Origin of the sequence: Pseudoduganella sp. UC29_106 (genome assembly GCF_044055365.1) — a bacterium.
Taxonomy (GTDB): Bacteria; Pseudomonadota; Gammaproteobacteria; order Burkholderiales; family Burkholderiaceae_D; genus Rugamonas.
Window position 1 is genome coordinate 4203812 of the sequence record NZ_CP171977.1, and the last position, 15385, is coordinate 4219196.

15 protein-coding genes and 1 pseudogene are annotated in these 15385 nt (G+C 62.4%); 8 read left to right on the forward strand and 8 right to left on the reverse strand.

Annotated elements, in window-relative coordinates; all coding sequences use genetic code 11:
• Nucleotide 1: 1 nt before the first annotated feature.
• A complete protein-coding gene (locus ACHMW6_RS21025; protein ID WP_395408678.1) occupies nt 2-790 on the reverse strand; it encodes a crotonase/enoyl-CoA hydratase family protein in 789 nt (262 codons plus the stop codon).
• Between the two features lie 148 nt (nt 791-938).
• On the opposite strand from ACHMW6_RS21025, the gene ACHMW6_RS21030 reads away from it, so the two are divergent.
• The gene (locus ACHMW6_RS21030; protein WP_395399594.1) at nt 939-2501 is read left to right on the forward strand and encodes an acyl CoA:acetate/3-ketoacid CoA transferase; all 1563 of its coding nucleotides are present in this window, start codon (nt 939-941) and stop codon (nt 2499-2501) included.
• Nucleotides 2502-2562: 61 nt separating this feature from the next.
• Nucleotides 2563-3057 carry a MarR family winged helix-turn-helix transcriptional regulator gene (locus ACHMW6_RS21035; protein WP_395399596.1) on the forward strand — a complete coding sequence of 165 codons (495 nt, stop codon included), beginning with the start codon at nt 2563-2565 and terminating at the stop codon, nt 3055-3057.
• 35 nt (nt 3058-3092) lie between these two features.
• Here the strand turns inward: ACHMW6_RS21035 and ACHMW6_RS21040 are convergent, their stop codons facing one another.
• The 5 genes from ACHMW6_RS21040 to ACHMW6_RS21060 are packed head-to-tail and all read right to left on the reverse strand — an operon-like array spanning nt 3093 to nt 7925.
• Complete coding sequence (locus ACHMW6_RS21040) at nt 3093-4010, reverse strand: NAD(P)-dependent oxidoreductase (protein WP_395399598.1); 918 nt, start codon at nt 4008-4010, stop codon at nt 3093-3095.
• A 31-nt stretch (nt 4011-4041) separates the two neighbouring features.
• Entirely contained in the window at nt 4042-5340 is a 1299-nt protein-coding gene (locus ACHMW6_RS21045; protein ID WP_395399600.1) for a dicarboxylate/amino acid:cation symporter, read from the reverse strand.
• Nucleotides 5341-5379: 39 nt separating this feature from the next.
• The gene (locus ACHMW6_RS21050; protein ID WP_395408679.1) at nt 5380-5760 is read right to left on the reverse strand and encodes a VOC family protein; all 381 of its coding nucleotides are present in this window, start codon (nt 5758-5760) and stop codon (nt 5380-5382) included.
• Nucleotides 5761-5771: 11 nt separating this feature from the next.
• A complete protein-coding gene (locus tag ACHMW6_RS21055) occupies nt 5772-6722 on the reverse strand; it encodes a hydroxymethylglutaryl-CoA lyase (RefSeq protein ID WP_395399602.1) in 951 nt (316 codons plus the stop codon).
• Nucleotides 6723-6734: 12 nt separating this feature from the next.
• Nucleotides 6735-7925: a CaiB/BaiF CoA transferase family protein gene (locus ACHMW6_RS21060; RefSeq protein ID WP_395399604.1), complete on the reverse strand. Its 1191-nt coding sequence runs from the start codon at nt 7923-7925 to the stop codon at nt 6735-6737.
• 172 nt (nt 7926-8097) lie between these two features.
• Here ACHMW6_RS21060 and ACHMW6_RS21065 point away from each other — a divergent pair, with 172 nt between their 5' ends.
• On the forward strand, nt 8098-8997 hold the full coding sequence (locus ACHMW6_RS21065) for a LysR family transcriptional regulator (RefSeq protein ID WP_395399606.1): 900 nt from the start codon (nt 8098-8100) through the stop codon (nt 8995-8997).
• 11 nt (nt 8998-9008) lie between these two features.
• Here ACHMW6_RS21065 and gudD read toward each other — a convergent pair whose 3' ends face one another.
• Nucleotides 9009-10340, reverse strand: a complete 1332-nt coding sequence (gene gudD / locus ACHMW6_RS21070) for a glucarate dehydratase (protein WP_395399608.1) — start codon at nt 10338-10340, stop codon at nt 9009-9011.
• 190 nt (nt 10341-10530) lie between these two features.
• Between gudD and ACHMW6_RS21075 the strand changes: the two genes are divergently transcribed.
• From ACHMW6_RS21075 to ACHMW6_RS21085, 3 genes are all read left to right on the forward strand, one after another.
• On the forward strand, nt 10531-11895 hold the full coding sequence (locus ACHMW6_RS21075; RefSeq protein ID WP_395399610.1) for an MFS transporter: 1365 nt from the start codon (nt 10531-10533) through the stop codon (nt 11893-11895).
• Nucleotides 11896-11922: 27 nt separating this feature from the next.
• Entirely contained in the window at nt 11923-12975 is a 1053-nt protein-coding gene (locus ACHMW6_RS21080) for a LacI family DNA-binding transcriptional regulator (RefSeq protein ID WP_395399612.1), read from the forward strand.
• Nucleotides 12976-13174: 199 nt separating this feature from the next.
• Nucleotides 13175-13672 (forward strand): hypothetical protein, encoded by a 498-nt coding sequence (locus ACHMW6_RS21085; protein ID WP_395399614.1) that lies wholly within the window; start codon nt 13175-13177, stop codon nt 13670-13672.
• Between the two features lie 4 nt (nt 13673-13676).
• On the opposite strand, the gene ACHMW6_RS21090 is transcribed toward ACHMW6_RS21085, so the two are convergent.
• Nucleotides 13677-14168, reverse strand: coding sequence for a DinB family protein (locus ACHMW6_RS21090; protein ID WP_395399616.1), 492 nt, complete (start codon nt 14166-14168; stop codon nt 13677-13679).
• 575 nt (nt 14169-14743) lie between these two features.
• Between ACHMW6_RS21090 and ACHMW6_RS21095 the strand changes: the two are divergent.
• A pseudogene (locus ACHMW6_RS21095) lies at nt 14744-14833 on the forward strand (PEPxxWA-CTERM sorting domain-containing protein); the annotation flags it as partial.
• A gap of 90 nt (nt 14834-14923) precedes the next feature.
• On the forward strand, nt 14924-15382 hold the full coding sequence (locus tag ACHMW6_RS21100; RefSeq protein WP_395399618.1) for a (2Fe-2S)-binding protein: 459 nt from the start codon (nt 14924-14926) through the stop codon (nt 15380-15382).
• Nucleotides 15383-15385: the final 3 nt, after the last annotated feature.

A 15385-nucleotide genomic window follows, 5' to 3' on the forward strand; every position in this document is an offset into this window, starting at 1 on the left:
CTTAGTTGCCCGCGCGGACCTTGTTGGTTTTCGCATCCAGGAATGCGGCCAGGCGGTCGCGCGTGGCGGGGTCGCTGGATGCGACAGCTGCCATCAGCGCTTCCGTCATCAGGCCATCCTGTACCGACTGATCGGCGATACGCGGCAGCACATGCATTACGCCGTAATTGGTCATCTGCGAATTGCCCGCGATTTTCCCGGCCAGTGCCATCGCGCGCTCCAGGCCTTCACCCTCGCCCACCAGGTACTGGCTGATGCCGGCCGCATGACCCTCCTCGGCGGTGAGCACACGGCCCGTCAGCATCAGGTCCGTCATGCGCGACACGCCGATCAGGCGCGAAATGCGCGCCGAACCGCCGCCGCCCACGAACAGGCCGCGCGAACCTTCCGGCAGCGCGTAGAAGGCGGAAGATTCAGCCACGCGCACATGGCAGGCACTGGCCAGTTCCAGGCCGCCGCCCACCACGGCGCCGTGCAGCACCACCACGACCGGCACGCGGCCGAAACTGATGCGCTCGAAGGCCGCATGCCACATGCGCGAGTGATGCACCGATTCCGGCGTGCTCAGTTCACGCACGGCCGACAGATCCAGCCCGGCGCAGAAGGCGCTGCCCTGCCCCGTCAGCACGGCGGCGCGCGCTTCGGGCGGCAGGTTGTCGAAGCACCATTGGAGCTCAGCAACTAATTCATCGCTCAGGGCATTGCGCTTGTTCTCCCTGCAGATCGTCACCTTCGCGACCGCCCCCACCATCTCCACTTTCACCAGGTTCAACTCTTGTAGTTCTTTCATCATGCTCGCTCCCGCTGCCCGCAATTAACCAACAAATTTAATGGTTATACCTTATAACGATATTTTGAGACGCGCAAGCGAAATCGTCGCTTTACTTATGCGGCGACATAGTTATACTTAATAATCATTTGAATTTGGAGAGGAAGCAATGAAAGTCATCACAGCCAGCGAGGCGGGTAATCTGATCAAGGACGGCGACACCATCTTCCTGGGCGGGCTCGCCATGATGAGCCTTGCCGAGGAAGTCCTGCGCGGCATCGAGCAGCGCTTCCTGTCGACCAGCCATCCACGCGACCTGACCACCTGGGCCTGTGGCGCAATCGGCAACAGCGGCGACGGCGGCATGGTGCACTTTGCCCACCAGGGCATGTTGCGCCGCACCGTGGCAGGCCACTTCGGCCAGACCGGCAAGGAATTGATGGGCATGATTTATGAGGACAAGGTGGAAGCCTACAACTTCCCCCAGGGCTCCCTCTCCCACCTGACGCGCCAGATCGCCAGCAAGGGTCCGGGCCTGCTGACCAAGATCGGCCTGGGCACCTTTGTCGATCCGCGCCAACAAGGCGGCAAGCTGAATGCCAGCGCGCGCGAAGACCTGGTGCGGCTGGTGGAATTCAATGGCGAAGAGTGGCTGCACTACCCTTGCCCGCACGTGAACGTGGCCATCATCCGCGGCACGCTGGCCGATGAAGACGGCAACATCACGCTGGACAAGGAAGGTGTGCACCTCGAGCAGCTGGCACTGGCGCAGGCAGCCCGTGCCTGCGGCGGCATCGTGATCGCCCAGGTCGAGCGCGTTGTGCAATCGGGCAGCCTGCATCCGAAGGCGGTGAAAGTGCCGGGCTATCTTGTCGATTTTGTGGTGCTGGGTCAGCCGCAGCACCATATGCAAACCATCACCACCCAGTACAACCCGGCCTTGTGCGGCGACATCCGCGTGCCCGTCAGCTCACTGAAGCCGATGGCGCTGGACGAACGCAAGGTCATCGCCCGGCGCGCAGCCCTCGAACTGCGCCCCGGCGCCGTGACTAACCTGGGCATCGGCATCCCGGCCGGCATTCCTTCCATCGCGGCCGAGGAAGGCGTGGCGGATTTGCTCACGCTCTCGATCGAAAGCGGCGTGAATGGCGGCATTCCCGCCCAAGGCGGCGATTTCGCCCTCGCCTACAACGCGGAATCCATCATCGAGCAGTCGGCGCAATTCGATTTCTACGACGGCGGCGGCCTCGATGCCAGCTTCCTCGGCCTGGCGCAGACGGACAACCAGGGCAACGTCAACGTCAGCATGTTCAATGGCAGTCCCGTGGGCTGCGGTGGCTTCATCAACATCACCCGCTCCACCGAAAAGCTGGTCTTCTGCGGCACATTCACCGCGGGCGGACTGGAAGTGGCCATCGAGGATGGCGCGCTGCGCATTGTGAAAGAGGGCCGCGCGAAGAAATTCATCGGCCAGGTCGAGCAGATCACCTTCAACGGCGCCGATGCGGCCCGCCGCGGCCAGCAGGTACTGTTTGTCACCGAACGCGCCGTCTTCAGGCTCACGCCCGATGGCCTGGAACTGACCGAAGTGGCGCCCGGGGTCGATATCGAACGCGATGTGCTGGCCCATATGGACTTCAAACCCATCATGCGCGATGTGCAGCGCATGGACGAAGGCCTGTTCCGGCCAACCTGGGGCGGGCTGGCTGCGATCATGGAGGGGCACGTCTAATTTGCGGCGTGCCGACAGGCTTTGAAATATAATAGTTTCTTTTGATCAGCATATAGAACGCATGCCACCGAAATCAAAAGACTCTAAGCTGGCCGAGGCGGTGCAGGAAGCCGCCGGCCAGCCGCTCAACCAGGACCTGCTATTAAGCCTGGTCGGCTACAATTGCCGCCGCGCCTACCTCACCATCATCCCGCACTTCGATGCGCGGATGAAGAAGTTCGACCTGCGGGCCGTGGACTTTTCCGTCCTCAGCCTGGTGAACGCCAATCCTAACATGACGCAGAAGCGCCTGTCCCAGGCGGTCAACGTGTCGCCGCCCAACCTGGCCATCCTGCTGGACAAGCTGGAAGAGCGGGGATTGATCATGCGCCAGCGCAATCCGCTGGACAAGCGCTCGCAGACCCTGATCCTGACGCCCGAAGGCACCCGCCTGTGCGGCCGCGCCGAGAAGACTGTCAGCGAACTCGAAGCCGATGCGACTTCCATGCTGAACGTAGAGGAGCGCAGCCAGTTGCTGCATCTCCTCCAGAAGATCTTCCTGCCCCAGGACGAATAAGGACAGGGGGCGGCCGCACGCCCGCGCCCGTCGATTCAAGCAAATTGCTGCCCGATTAGCTGTTCCAGCCTGGCCGCAAGGCGCGCCTGGGCATTCTCGCTGGCCCAGGCCACGTGAGGTGTGACCAGCAAATTCGGAATATCCGCCGCGAGCAGCACGTGATCGGCCGGCGGCGGCTCCACATCCAGCACATCGATTGCTGCGCCAGCAAGGCTTCCCTCGCGCAAGGCGGCCACCAGCGCGGAAGCATCGACCAGCGCGCCGCGGCCGGTATTGATGATCACCGCGCCGGGTTTCATGCGCGCCAGCGCTTCCCTGCCAATCATGCCCAGCGTGGCCGGGGTCAGTGGCACATGCAGGGTAAGCGCATCAGCGACCATCAGCAACTCCTCCAGCGGCAGTTCATCGATGCGGCAGGCCATACCGGGCGTTTGCGCAAACCGCACCTCCATGCCCAGGCCACGGGCCAGCCTGGCGGCCGCCTCCCCGATCCGTCCTCGTCCCACCACACCAAAGACGCTGCCACCCACATCGCGGATGCGTGGCCCGTTCCAGCAGAAATGCTCGGATGCCGTCCAGCGTCCATCCAGTGCGGCCGCGGCATAGGTGACGACGTGACGCCGCAGTGCGAACAAAGTGGCGATGACATGCTCCGCCACCGAATCCGAACCGTAATCAGGCACGTTCGCAACCCGGATGCCCAGCTGCGCGGCGGTATCCAGGTCGATATTGTCCGTGCCGGCCGCCGCGACGGCGACCAGACGCAATTGTTTGGCGGCGCGCAATTCCTCGGCGCCCAGTCGGACCTTGTTGGTGATCACGGCCGTCGCTTCGCAGATGCGGCTGATGACACTATCAGGGCTGGTCGACGAGTAAGGCAGGTACTCAATTGCCGGGTTGGCGAAGGACAGCGCAGTGGGCAGCGTCGCAGCATCCAGAAAAACTACTTTCATGTTCTTTTCCTCGATCAAGAGATGGTGCTGCTTAGGCGGAACGGGACAGCTCACGCTGGAAGGTGGCTTCGTCGAACTGCTTGTCCCATTTGGAGATCACGATGGTGGCGATGCCGTTGCCGATCACATTGACCAGCGCCCCGCCCTCTGAGATGAAGCGGTAGACTCCGAGCACCAGCACCAGGCCGGCCACCGGGAATCCGGGCATCGAGCCGAGCGTCGCAGCCAGCACGATGAAGGCGCCCCCGCTCACGCTTGCCGCGCCTTTCGACGTCAGAAGGAGAATCAACAATAGCGAGACTTGCTGGCCAAGCGACAGATAGGTATCGGTCGCCTGTGCGATGAACACTGCCAGGACGGTCATATTGATGCAGCTGCCGTCGAGATTGAAGGAATAGCCCGCCGGAATAACCAGGCCCACTGCCGATTTGGCGCAGCCCAGGCGTTCCAGCTTCGCCATCATGCGGGGCAGCACGGATTCCGACGAAGATGTGCCCAGCACCACCAGCAACTCTTCGCGGATATAGCGCAGGAACCTCCACAGGCTGAAGCCGGCCAGCCGGCACATGGTGCCGAGAACGACCACCACGAACAGCACGGCGGTCAGGTAATAAGTTCCCAGCAACTGCCCATAGGCGGCCAGCGAGGACACGCCATATTTCCCGATCGTGAAAGCGATCGCGCCAAAGGCGCCGATGGGCGACAAGTACATCACGATACGCACCATATTGAAGAAGGTGTGCGCGGTAACATCGATCACATTCAGCAGGGGCTTGCCGCGCTCACCCAGCATTTGCAGTCCGAAGGCCAGCACGATCGAGATGAACAGCACCTGCAGCAGGTCGCCATCAGCGAAGGCGCCAAATACAGTCTTGGGGATGATATTGGACAGGAAACCCACCACGGACTGGTCGTGCGCGGCCTTGGTGTAGGCGGAGATCGCCGAGACGTCCAGCGTCGCCGGATCGATGTGCATGCCCTCCCCCGGCTTCAGGACGTTCACGATGACGAGGCCCAACACCAAGGCCAGCGTGGTCATCACCTCAAAGTAGATCAGCGACTTCACTCCGATGCGCCCGACCGCCTTGATATCGCTCATGCTGGCGATGCCATGCACCACCGTGCAAAAGATCAGCGGCGCCACCATCAGCTTGACCAGCTTCAGGAAGTTGTCGCCCAGCGGCTTCATCGCCGTTCCCAGCTCGGGGTAGTAGTGCCCCAGGGCGATGCCCAGTGCGACGGCGACCAGCACCTGCACGTACAGGTGCCGATACCACTTCTTTCTGCTTGCCACCGCGATGGGCATGGCGGATTGAGTAATAGTGTCCATGCGATTGTCTCCGTTATAGATGTTTGCCTGATGCGCTGGTCAACTGATCATTTCCGATATTTCTATGAGGTTCAGGTCAGGATCGCGTATGTAGACCGACCGAATCCTGCCTGTGGCGCCCGTACGTTCAACCGGCCCTTCCTTGATGGGCCAGTTGCAATCGCGCAGATGGCGGATTACCGCTTCGAGCGGCACGGAGGCGATGAAGCACAGGTCGAGCGCTCCCGGCACCGGCAGATGCGCCTTTGGTTCGAACTCGGCCCCGCGTTGGTGCAGGTTGATCTTCTGGTTGCCGAAGCAGAAAGCGATCCGGCCTGCGCCGAACACTTCCTTCCGCAATTGCAAGACCCTGGTATAGAAATCCGTGGTGGCATCTACGTCGGTGCAGGTCAGCACCAGGTGATCGAGGTGGGAAATCATCATTTCCCCTTTCACGCGAATGCACGTTGCTTGGGCATGCCGTCGCATTCCGGCATGCCATGCAGGTCCAGGCGCCGGCCCGCCTTCAGCAACTGGCTCGGGACGTCGTGGCCGATCAGTCCCGGCAACTGCGATGCCGCAGTCAGGATTCCCTCCAGGTCCACACCGGTATCGAAACCTTCCAGCTCGAGCATGTGCACCAGTTCTTCGGTGCAGACATTGCCGGTGGCGCCCGGCGCATATGGGCAGCCGCCAAGCCCGCCCAGCGACGAGTCGAAACGGTCCACGCCTGCGGAAAGCGCGGCCAGCGTGTTGGCCAGCGCAAGCCCGCGCGTGTTATGGAAGTGCAGGGTCAATTCCAGCGCAGCGAAACGCTCACGCGCCATCGTACTCAGTGCCTTCACCTGCGAGGGATATGCCATGCCTGTGGTGTCGCACAGCGTGACGCCGTGCACGCCCAGGTCGGCGAAGCGCTGCATCCAGCCGAGCACCTCGGCCGCCGGCACATCGCCCTCCATGGGGCAGCCCATGGCGGTGGATAGGGAAACATTGATGGCCACCGGCGATTGCCTGACCACGCCGATCACCTCGCGCAACTGCGCGAACGAGTCCTCCCGTGTCATGCGCAGGTTACGGCGATTGTGCGACTCGCTGACCGACATCACCAGGTTCACCTCGTCCACACTGCATGACAAGGCCCGCTCGGCACCCCGGATGTTCGGCACAAGCACCGTGTAGACGACACCTTCCTTGCGCACGATGCGGTGCATGACCGCCTCCGCGTCCTTCAAGGCAGGAATGGCCCTGGGTGAAGTGAAGGACGTCACTTCAATCTTGGCATAGCCGCACTCGCTCAACTCATTGATCAAAGCGACCTTCGCATCCGTATCCACGAATACGGCTTCGTTCTGGAAGCCGTCACGGGTCGCGACTTCCTGGATGTACAAACGTTGTTTGCTCATGTTGTCCACCGTTCAGATGATGCCCTGCTCGCGCCACGCGCGGCGGGTATTGGAATCGATGCCGATATCACCCAGCACCGCATCGGTGTGCTCACCAAGCGACGGCGCTGCGTGCCGCACTCCGCCGGGAGTCGCGCTTAATTTGGGGACGATGCCCGGCACCTGCACGGGCGTGCCATCCTCAAGCTGCGTGTCGAGGATCATGCCGCGCGCCTTGTAGTGGGGATCGGCGGCGATATCGGCGATGTCGTAGATCCTTCCGGCGGGGATGCGCGCCTCATTCAGCTGGTTGAGGACATCATCCAGCGTACGTTCACGCGCCCAGTCGCCGATTGCCGCATCCAGGCGCTGCACCTGCCTGACCCGTCCATCGTTCTGTGCGAGTTCCGGATCGTCACGCAAGTCTTCACGGCCGATCAGTTCCATCAAGCGGCGGAAGATGCCGTCGCCATTGCCGGCGATCAGCGCATATTTGCCGTCCGCACAATGGTAAGCATTGGTCGGCGCGATACCCGGCAGGCTGCTGCCGGCCGGCTGGCGCACAGCGCCAAATACCGAATATTCCGGCAGCAGGCTCTCCATCATGTTGAACACCGACTCGTACAGCGCCACATCGATCACCTGTCCCTCGCCGCCATTCTGGTCGCGGTGCCGCAATGCCAGCAAGATGCCGATCACGCCGTGCAGGGCGGAGAGCGAATCGCCGATCGAGACGCCGGCGCGGACCGGGGTATGCCCCGGTTCGCCGCACAAGTGCCGCAAGCCTCCCATCGCCTCGCCCACCACGCCAAAGCCGGGACGGTCGCGGTATGGGCCAGTCTGACCGTAGCCGGAAACTCGCAGCATCACCAGTCGGGGATTAATCTCTTTCAGGACATCCCAGCCAAGGTTCCAGACTTCCATTGTGCCGGGGCGGAAATTCTCGATCAGGACATCGCTTTCAGCCACCAGCCTGCGCACGACTTCCTGGCCTTCCGGTGTCCGCAGATCCAGCGACACCGATTGCTTGTTCCGCGACTGCACCGCCCACCACACTGAAGTTCCCTCATGCAGCAGGCGCCATTTGCGCAAGGGATCGCCGGTGCCGGGAGGTTCGATCTTGACGACATGCGCACCGAATTCAGCAAGCATCTTTCCTGCAAACGGGCCTGCGATAAGCTGCCCGAGCTCAATGACCCGCAGGCCATCTAATGGTCTTGCCATCCTTGTCTCCTAAGTGGTTCACATCGTGGAATCAATGTTAGGACCCGGCAGGAGCTTTGGACATCGGCGATTACTCAAGCATCCTTTCCATTCCGGAAAAGCAGGATGCGCCATTGACAAGGGCAGGCGCCGGGATTTAGCCTCTTAAGCATTTCATACCCGGGTGCAATCTGTGATCAACCCAAACCACTTCGATCTGCAGTCGCTGCGTGTCTTTCTTCAGGTGGCGCAAACCGGGAGCCTGACCAAGGCTGCGGAAAAGTCGCATATGACCCTGTCCGCCCTGAGCAAACGTATAGCGGAGCTGGAAAGGATCGCCGACTGTGCCCTGTTCGTGAGGCTGCCGAGGGGCCTGGAGTTGACGCCTGCGGGTGTGGAACTGATCCACCACGCACGCTCGGTGCTGAATTCCGTCGCCCGAATGGCTGATGCGATGGGCGACTTTGCCATCGGCGTGCGTGGACATGTACGCATTTGGGCCAACACTTCCGCAATCACTCAGTTCCTGCCGCGGGACCTTGCCACGTTCGGCCGCGAACAGCCCCTGATCCGCATCAGCCTTGAGGAAAAGCTGAGTGAGCAGGTGATTTCGGCGATTGCCTCGGGTGAGGCGGATATCGGTATTTTCGCCGACAACGTTCCTTCAGTCGGCCTGGAAAAGTATTTATACCGGCAGGACCATCTGGTGCTGGTGGTCCCTGCCGATCATCCCTTGGCAACGCTGGATCAAGTCTCGTTTGCCGAAACGCTGGACTACGATTTCGTCGGTCTGAACCAGGGCAGTTCCCTGTTGCAGCGCTTGAATGACGCGGCGGGCGCGCTGGAGCGGACCATGCGCCTGCGCATCCAGGTTTCCAGCTTTGATGCAATGTGCCGCATGATTGAAGCTGGCCTCGGCATAGGCGTGCTGCCGGATGGGGCGGTAAGGATTGCGGTTACTGGATTGCGCGCAATTCCGCTCAGCGATCCCTGGGCCCTGCGCTCGCTCTGGCTGGGGGTGCGAGCGACGGCGGCGCTCATGCCGGAGGCAGTAAAGCTACTGGATCACCTGCGGCATGCGAGCACGAACTAGTCCTGCTATTTTCAGCGCACGAAGCTCGGGCGCTTGTTGTCGAACTTCCAGCCCGGGAAGAAGTACTGCATCGCCACGGCGTCGTCGCGCGAGCCCAGGCCCATGTTCTTGTAGCGCTCATGGGCGGCTTCGACGGCGTCCATGTCGAGCTCCACGCCCAGGCCCGGGGTCGTCGGCACGGCGACCTTGCCGCCCACGATCTGCATCGGGTTCTTCGTCAGGTACTGGCCATCCTGCCAGATCCAGTGGGTGTCGATTGCCGTGATCTTGCCCGGCGCAGCAGCAGCCACCTGGGTGAACATCGCCAGCGACACGTCGAAGTGGTTGTTCGAGTGCGAGCCCCAGGTCAGGCCCCAGTCGCGGCACATCTGAGCCACGCGCACGGAACCCTGCATGGTCCAGAAGTGCGGGTCGGCCAGCGGAATATCCACTGACTGCAGCGAGATCGCATGGCCCATCTGGCGCCAGTCGGTCGCGATCATATTGGTGGCGGTCGGCAGGCCGGTGGCGCGGCGGAATTCGGCCATCACTTCGCGGCCCGAATAACCGTTCTCCGCACCGCAGGGATCTTCCGCATAGGCCAGCACGTGGTGCTGATCGCGGCACAGGCGGATCGCTTCTTCCAGGCTCCAGGCGCCGTTCGGGTCCAGCGTGATGCGCGCATCGGGGAAGCGCTCCGCCAGCGCGGTCACCGCTGCAATTTCCTCTTCGCCGCGGAACACGCCGCCCTTCAGCTTGAAATCGTTAAAGCCATAGCGCGCGCGTGCCGCTTCGGCCAGGCGCACCACCGCTTCCGGTGTTACGGCTTCCTCGTGGCGCAGGCGCAGCCAGTCATCCTTCTCTTCCGGCGCGCTGTCATATGGCAGGTCCTTCGTGACATTGCGGTCGCCCACGTAGAACAGATAACCCAGCATCTCCACTTCCGTGCGCTGCTGGCCCTCGCCCAGCAGTGCGCAAACCGGCACCCCGAGGAATTTGCCCAGCAGGTCGAGCAGCGCCGCTTCCATTGCGGTGACGGCATGAATCGCGATGCGGAGGTCAAAGGTTTGCAGGCCGCGGCCGCCGGAGTCGCGATTGGCGAAGGCGGCGCGCATGGCGTTCAGCACGGCCTGGTAGTTGCCGATGGACTGGCCCACCAGCAGGGTGCGCGCATCTTCCAGCGTCTGGCGGATCGCCTCGCCGCCAGGCACCTCACCCACGCCGGTGTTGCCGCTGCTGTCCGTCAGGATCACCAGGTTGCGGGTGAAGTAGGGACCGTGGGCGCCGCTCAGGTTCAGCAGCATGGAATCACGGCCCGCGACAGGGATGACGCGCAGCGATACGACGGTGGGTGTGGAATTCATGACTATCTCACTCCGATAATGATTGAAAATGATATTTAGTGCGCATTTCTGTGCTTTCAATGATACATACCCATCAGTCATAGCGCAACTTTCGCCAAAGAAACGCTGCAACAACGCCGCAAATTAGCTTGCGTTTACTTTTTGATAGACGCTATCATTTTCTTACAAATTAAAATCAATTGGAGATCGCATGAGCACCGCCAAGGCCACCCGGGTCCGCTGGACCATCCTCGCCATCCTCTTCCTCATCACCACCATCAATTACGCCGACCGCGCCACGATTTCGATCGCCGGTCCGGAATTGAAGAAGGTGCTGGGACTGAGCTCCGTCCAGATGGGCTATGTATTCTCGGCCTTCGCCTGGTCCTATGTGATCGCCCAGCTACCGGGCGGCTGGCTGCTGGACCGCTTCGGCTCCAAGATCACCTACTTCTTCAGCATATTCTTCTGGTCCCTTTTTACGGTGGCGATGGGTTGGGTGGGCTTCTTCACCGGCGGCGCGGCGGTGGCTGTGCTGTTTTGCTTGCGCCTGCTGGTGGGTGCGGCCGAGGCGCCCTCCTTCCCCGGCAACAGCCGCATCACGTCCGCCTGGTTCCCCACGCGTGAACGGGGCACGGCTGCGGCGATCTTCAACTCCGCCCAGTATTTTGCCACCGTCCTGTTCGCACCCCTGATGGGATGGCTGGTGCACAGCTTCGGCTGGCAGAGCGTGTTCTATGTGATGGGCAGCCTGGGCATCGTCATGTCCTTCGTCTGGATGAAAACGATCTATGGCCCGCGCCTGCACCCGCGCATCAACAAGGCGGAACTCGATTTCATCGAAGCCGGCGGCGCTCTTGTGGACGTGGAAGGCGGCGGCAAGCCGTCCACCGCGCCGCGCATGGCCACCGGCCCCGTTATCAGGCAGTTGCTGGGCAACCGCATGCTGCTGGGCGTGTACATCGGCCAGTACTGCATCACCACCCTCACCTATTTCTTCCTGACCTGGTTCCCCGTGTACCTGGTCAGCGAGCGCCATATGACCATCCTGAAGGCCGGCTTCGTGGCCGCACTGCCGGCAGTGGCAGGCTTCCTGGGCGGCATCCTCGGCGGCTATATTTCGGACCGCATGCTGAAAGGCGGCTCCTCGCTGTCCAAAGCCCGCAAGACGCCTATCGTGGCAGGCATGCTGCTGGCCATGAGCATGGTGTTCTGTAACTATGTGACGCAGGACTGGCTGGTGGTCGCCATCATGTCGCTGGCCTTCTTCGGCAAGGGCATCGGCGCGCTGGGCTGGGCCGTGGTGTCCGACACCTCGCCGAAGGAAGCGGGTGGCCTGAGCGGTGGCCTGTTCAACACCTTCGGCAATACCGCCGGCATCACCACGCCCATCGTCATCGGCTACATCATCGAAGGCACGGGCTCCTTCGCCGGCGCCCTGGTCTTCGTTGGCGCCAACGCCCTGGTGGCCATCCTGTGCTACCTGTGCATGGTGGGTGAAATCAAGCGTGTGGAACTGAAGCCGATGGAAGACGGCGCAGCGGCGCCCCAGCCGAGCGGCGCGGGAGTGCGTTGAGCCGGCGGCGCAGGTTACAATCTGCGCATGAAACCAAAGAAACCAGAATTGCGCCTTCTCAAGACCGATACCGGTGATCTTCCCGTCAGCGGGGCCACCCTGATCGACGTGGCCCGCGTGGCGGGGGTGTCGCCGATTACTGTGTCGCGCGCCCTGAACCAGCCGCAGCTCGTGCGCCCCAACACCCTGGCCAAGGTTCAGGCGGCGATCGAGGAAACCGGCTATATCAAGAATATGCTGGCCGGCGCGCTGGCCATGAGCCGCAGCAAACTGGTTTCCGTGGTAATGCCCAATGTGGCCAACCCGATCTTTGCAGATATGGTGCAGGCGGCCAGCGATACCCTCACCGACGCCGGTTACCAGGTGCTGCTGGGCCTCTCCGGCTACGAAACCTGGCGCGAAGAGCTGCTGGTGGAGACAATCCTCAGCCGCCGTCCCGATGGCGTGATCCTCACCGGCACCCTGCATACAGACAGCACTCGCCACCGCTTGCAGAAGTCCGGCATCCCCGTCGTGGAGACCTGGGACATGACGCCGGCGCCTATCGATATGGTAATCGGCTTCTCCCACGAGGAAGTGGGACGCGCCGTGGCCGGCCACCTGATAGAACGCGGCTATCGCCGTATCGCCATTCTCTCTATGGACGATGGCCGCGCCGCACGCCGCCGCCAGGGTTTGCAGGTGGCGCTGGCGAAGCAGGGCCTGTCCGTGGTGGCGAGCGAGATCATGCCCGGCGCGGCGACCTTGCAACGGGGACGCGAAGGCACGGCGCGGCTGCTGGCGGCCCGACCGGATATCGATGTGATCGTGGCAAGTTCCGACACGCTGGCGCACGGTGTGCTGATCGAGGCTGCCGCGCGCGGACTCCAGGTGCCACAGCAGCTGGCGGTCATCGGCTTCGGCGACCAGAATTTTGCGGCACATGTGCACCCGGCTCTCTCCACCGTGCGGGTGGATGGGGAGATGATCGGGACGCTGGCGGCGAAGGCGATCCTGCAGCGCTTGAATCCCCAATCCGACACCAAAGTGGCCGCCGTCACTGACACCGGCTTCCAGCTCGTGCACCGCGCCAGTACTTAGAACCCACGGCGTAACCCTGGTGTCTGCCACATCGTGGCAGACACCTGCTCCTTGCCTTTGGTTCTAAGAGCGTCCACGGCCCCTCTGCAAAACTGCAATACATCATTGCGGATTTCGGCCTTCTGCCAGCGAAAGATGACGACTAACATGATTTCCATGCGCGCCGGACTGGCCGGCGCTTCCCACCATGGAGAACATCATGCTAGGACTCAGCCCCCTCGGCGCCGTGCACACCGCTATCAGCCTGATAGCACTTGCGGCAGGCATCACGTCCCTTTTCCGCTCCGGCGCGATCGCCTGGAACAGCGTAACCGGCAAGCTTTATATCTGGGCCACGGCCATCACCGCCCTCACCGGCTTCGGCGTCTTCAACCGGGGCGGCTTCAATGAAGCGCATGCGCTGGGCGTCGTGACCTTGCTGGTGCTGGGCGTAGCCTGGGCCGGGGCAAGCTGCAAGTTCGGCGCGCGCTCGGGCGCCGTGGAGACGGTGGCCCTGTCCCTCACTTTCTACTTCCACCTTATTCCGGGCATCACCGAGACTTCGCTGCGGCTGCCGCTCGGCGCGCCGCTGGCGTCCAGCCCGGACGAGCCCTGGCTCCAGGCCGCCGCCGGCCTGCTCTTCCTCGGCTTCCTAGTAGTGGCATGGCTGCAGGTACGCGCACGGCGCCGCGCAGTGCCGGCGGGCGCCGCCGCCTGACCCGTCAACCGCGCCGTGCAGGCTCCATCTGGTGCAGGAAGCGGGTGAACAGGTCGCGCGGCGGGGGTACGCCCCGGTCGCGCAGCATCTGTCCCACATTGCCGCGGTGATAGCAGCCATGCGTTGTGATGTGCTGCAGGATCTCTTCACGCGACATCGTGCCCGTGTCGCCATCCGTGAAGCGGAAGTGGATCTTTTCCTCCAGCTGCTCCGGCTTCAGGGCGGACACGTATTGCAGGTACCACTCGTCCGTCTCCTCCACCTCGCGGCGCAGCTCCGCCAGCGCGGGAATCTCCTGCAGGTGCGGCGAAGTGAAAGCATGCGGCTCGCCCGTGAGGTGGGCGCGGAAGATGCGGTCGGTCACATAGATATGCCCCAGACTGCGCAGCATCGGCGTCAGCTCAGCGGTCGCCGGCAGACCGGCCAGCGTATCGAACAGCTCCTTGTCTGACCAGCGCTTGAAAGCGAACAGGGACTTCAGCATATCGACAGACATGGCGGGCTCCTAAGGAAGCTGAAGCCGCTATTCTAAACCCCTCAATTGCACGGCAGCCATCCGTTGCGATTTCATCCAGTCTGCGACCTTCTGAATCGTGCGCCACCTGCATCGTGCTAACGTGGCGGTTCACCTACAGGAGGTGCCCCCATGCACTCCAGACTGCTTACCCTGCTTTTCCCTTTGTTGCCCCTGCTTGCGTGGGCCGACACCATGATGGAAAAGTCGCCAACGGGAGCGGCCGCTACGCCATCACATCCGACAATGGCAGCTTTGACTTCGGAAGCGCGCGTCCGGCCCGCTTCGGCTGGTATCACGGTACAGGTTCCGTGCCCTTGTGGGGCTACAGCGACTATATGTACCTGACCGCATACCTGGATACCTATTCAGGCGCCTACCACCAAGTCACGCTCCTGCTGGGATGGAACAAACCGCTGGGCGACCTCACTGACATGACGGTCCCGCGCACGCTCACGCAGGGTGATCTCTACACGGCGGATATTTACCTTAAGGATTATGAAGGCGGAGAGGAAGCGGCGCGGGTAATGCTCTGGCCCTCGACCTTCCAGTTCGTCAGCAGCGTTCCGGAGCCCGGAAACTACGCCATGCTGGCCGCCGGGCTGGGACTGGTCGGTGGCGTGGCACGAAGGCGCAGTCGGATATAGATTCAGGCAATCATTTGATGGGAATTGGCAAACCCAGCTCCCGGGGCCTGCATAAAATTGCTCCGTTTTGCGATAAACCCGGGAGCAAGCATGACCACGTTGACCATCAACGGCAAAGCCACCAAGGTGGATGCCGATCCAGACACCCCTCTGCTGTGGGTCCTGCGCGACGAACTGCAGATGACCGGCACCAAATACGGCTGCGGCATGGCGCTCTGCGGCGCCTGCACCGTGCACATGGACGGTGAGCCGATCCGTTCCTGCAGCACGCCCATCTCCGCCGTGGCCGGCAAGCGCATCACCACCATCGAAGGCGTGGACAAGGCCCGTGTCGGCAAGGCCATGCAGGAAGCCTGGCAGCGCCTGGACGTGGTGCAGTGCGGCTACTGTCAGTCCGGCCAGATCATGAGCGCCGTGGCCCTGCTGGAGAAAAACCGCAAACCCACCGATGCCGACATCGACGGCGCCATGGCCGGCAATATCTGCCGCTGCGCGACCTATGTGCGCATCCGCGCCGCCATCCATGAAGCCGCCAGATCGCTGGCCTGATGA

What these genes read in the sequence shown, in the direction of transcription:
- ACHMW6_RS21025 (WP_395408678.1), bottom strand. Translation starts at nt 790, where the DNA reads ATGAAAGAACTACAAGAGTTGAACCTGGTGAAAGTGGAGATGGTGGGG.
- ACHMW6_RS21030 (WP_395399594.1), top strand. Translation starts at nt 939, where the DNA reads ATGAAAGTCATCACAGCCAGCGAGGCGGGTAATCTGATCAAGGACGGC.
- ACHMW6_RS21035 (WP_395399596.1), top strand. Translation starts at nt 2,563, where the DNA reads ATGCCACCGAAATCAAAAGACTCTAAGCTGGCCGAGGCGGTGCAGGAA.
- ACHMW6_RS21040 (WP_395399598.1), bottom strand. Translation starts at nt 4,010, where the DNA reads ATGAAAGTAGTTTTTCTGGATGCTGCGACGCTGCCCACTGCGCTGTCC.
- ACHMW6_RS21045 (WP_395399600.1), bottom strand. Translation starts at nt 5,340, where the DNA reads ATGGACACTATTACTCAATCCGCCATGCCCATCGCGGTGGCAAGCAGA.
- ACHMW6_RS21050 (WP_395408679.1), bottom strand. Translation starts at nt 5,760, where the DNA reads ATGATTTCCCACCTCGATCACCTGGTGCTGACCTGCACCGACGTAGAT.
- ACHMW6_RS21055 (WP_395399602.1), bottom strand. Translation starts at nt 6,722, where the DNA reads ATGAGCAAACAACGTTTGTACATCCAGGAAGTCGCGACCCGTGACGGC.
- ACHMW6_RS21060 (WP_395399604.1), bottom strand. Translation starts at nt 7,925, where the DNA reads ATGGCAAGACCATTAGATGGCCTGCGGGTCATTGAGCTCGGGCAGCTT.
- gudD (WP_395399608.1), bottom strand. Translation starts at nt 10,340, where the DNA reads ATGAATTCCACACCCACCGTCGTATCGCTGCGCGTCATCCCTGTCGCG.
- ACHMW6_RS21075 (WP_395399610.1), top strand. Translation starts at nt 10,531, where the DNA reads ATGAGCACCGCCAAGGCCACCCGGGTCCGCTGGACCATCCTCGCCATC.
- ACHMW6_RS21080 (WP_395399612.1), top strand. Translation starts at nt 11,923, where the DNA reads ATGAAACCAAAGAAACCAGAATTGCGCCTTCTCAAGACCGATACCGGT.
- ACHMW6_RS21085 (WP_395399614.1), top strand. Translation starts at nt 13,175, where the DNA reads ATGCTAGGACTCAGCCCCCTCGGCGCCGTGCACACCGCTATCAGCCTG.
- ACHMW6_RS21090 (WP_395399616.1), bottom strand. Translation starts at nt 14,168, where the DNA reads ATGTCTGTCGATATGCTGAAGTCCCTGTTCGCTTTCAAGCGCTGGTCA.
- ACHMW6_RS21100 (WP_395399618.1), top strand. Translation starts at nt 14,924, where the DNA reads ATGACCACGTTGACCATCAACGGCAAAGCCACCAAGGTGGATGCCGAT.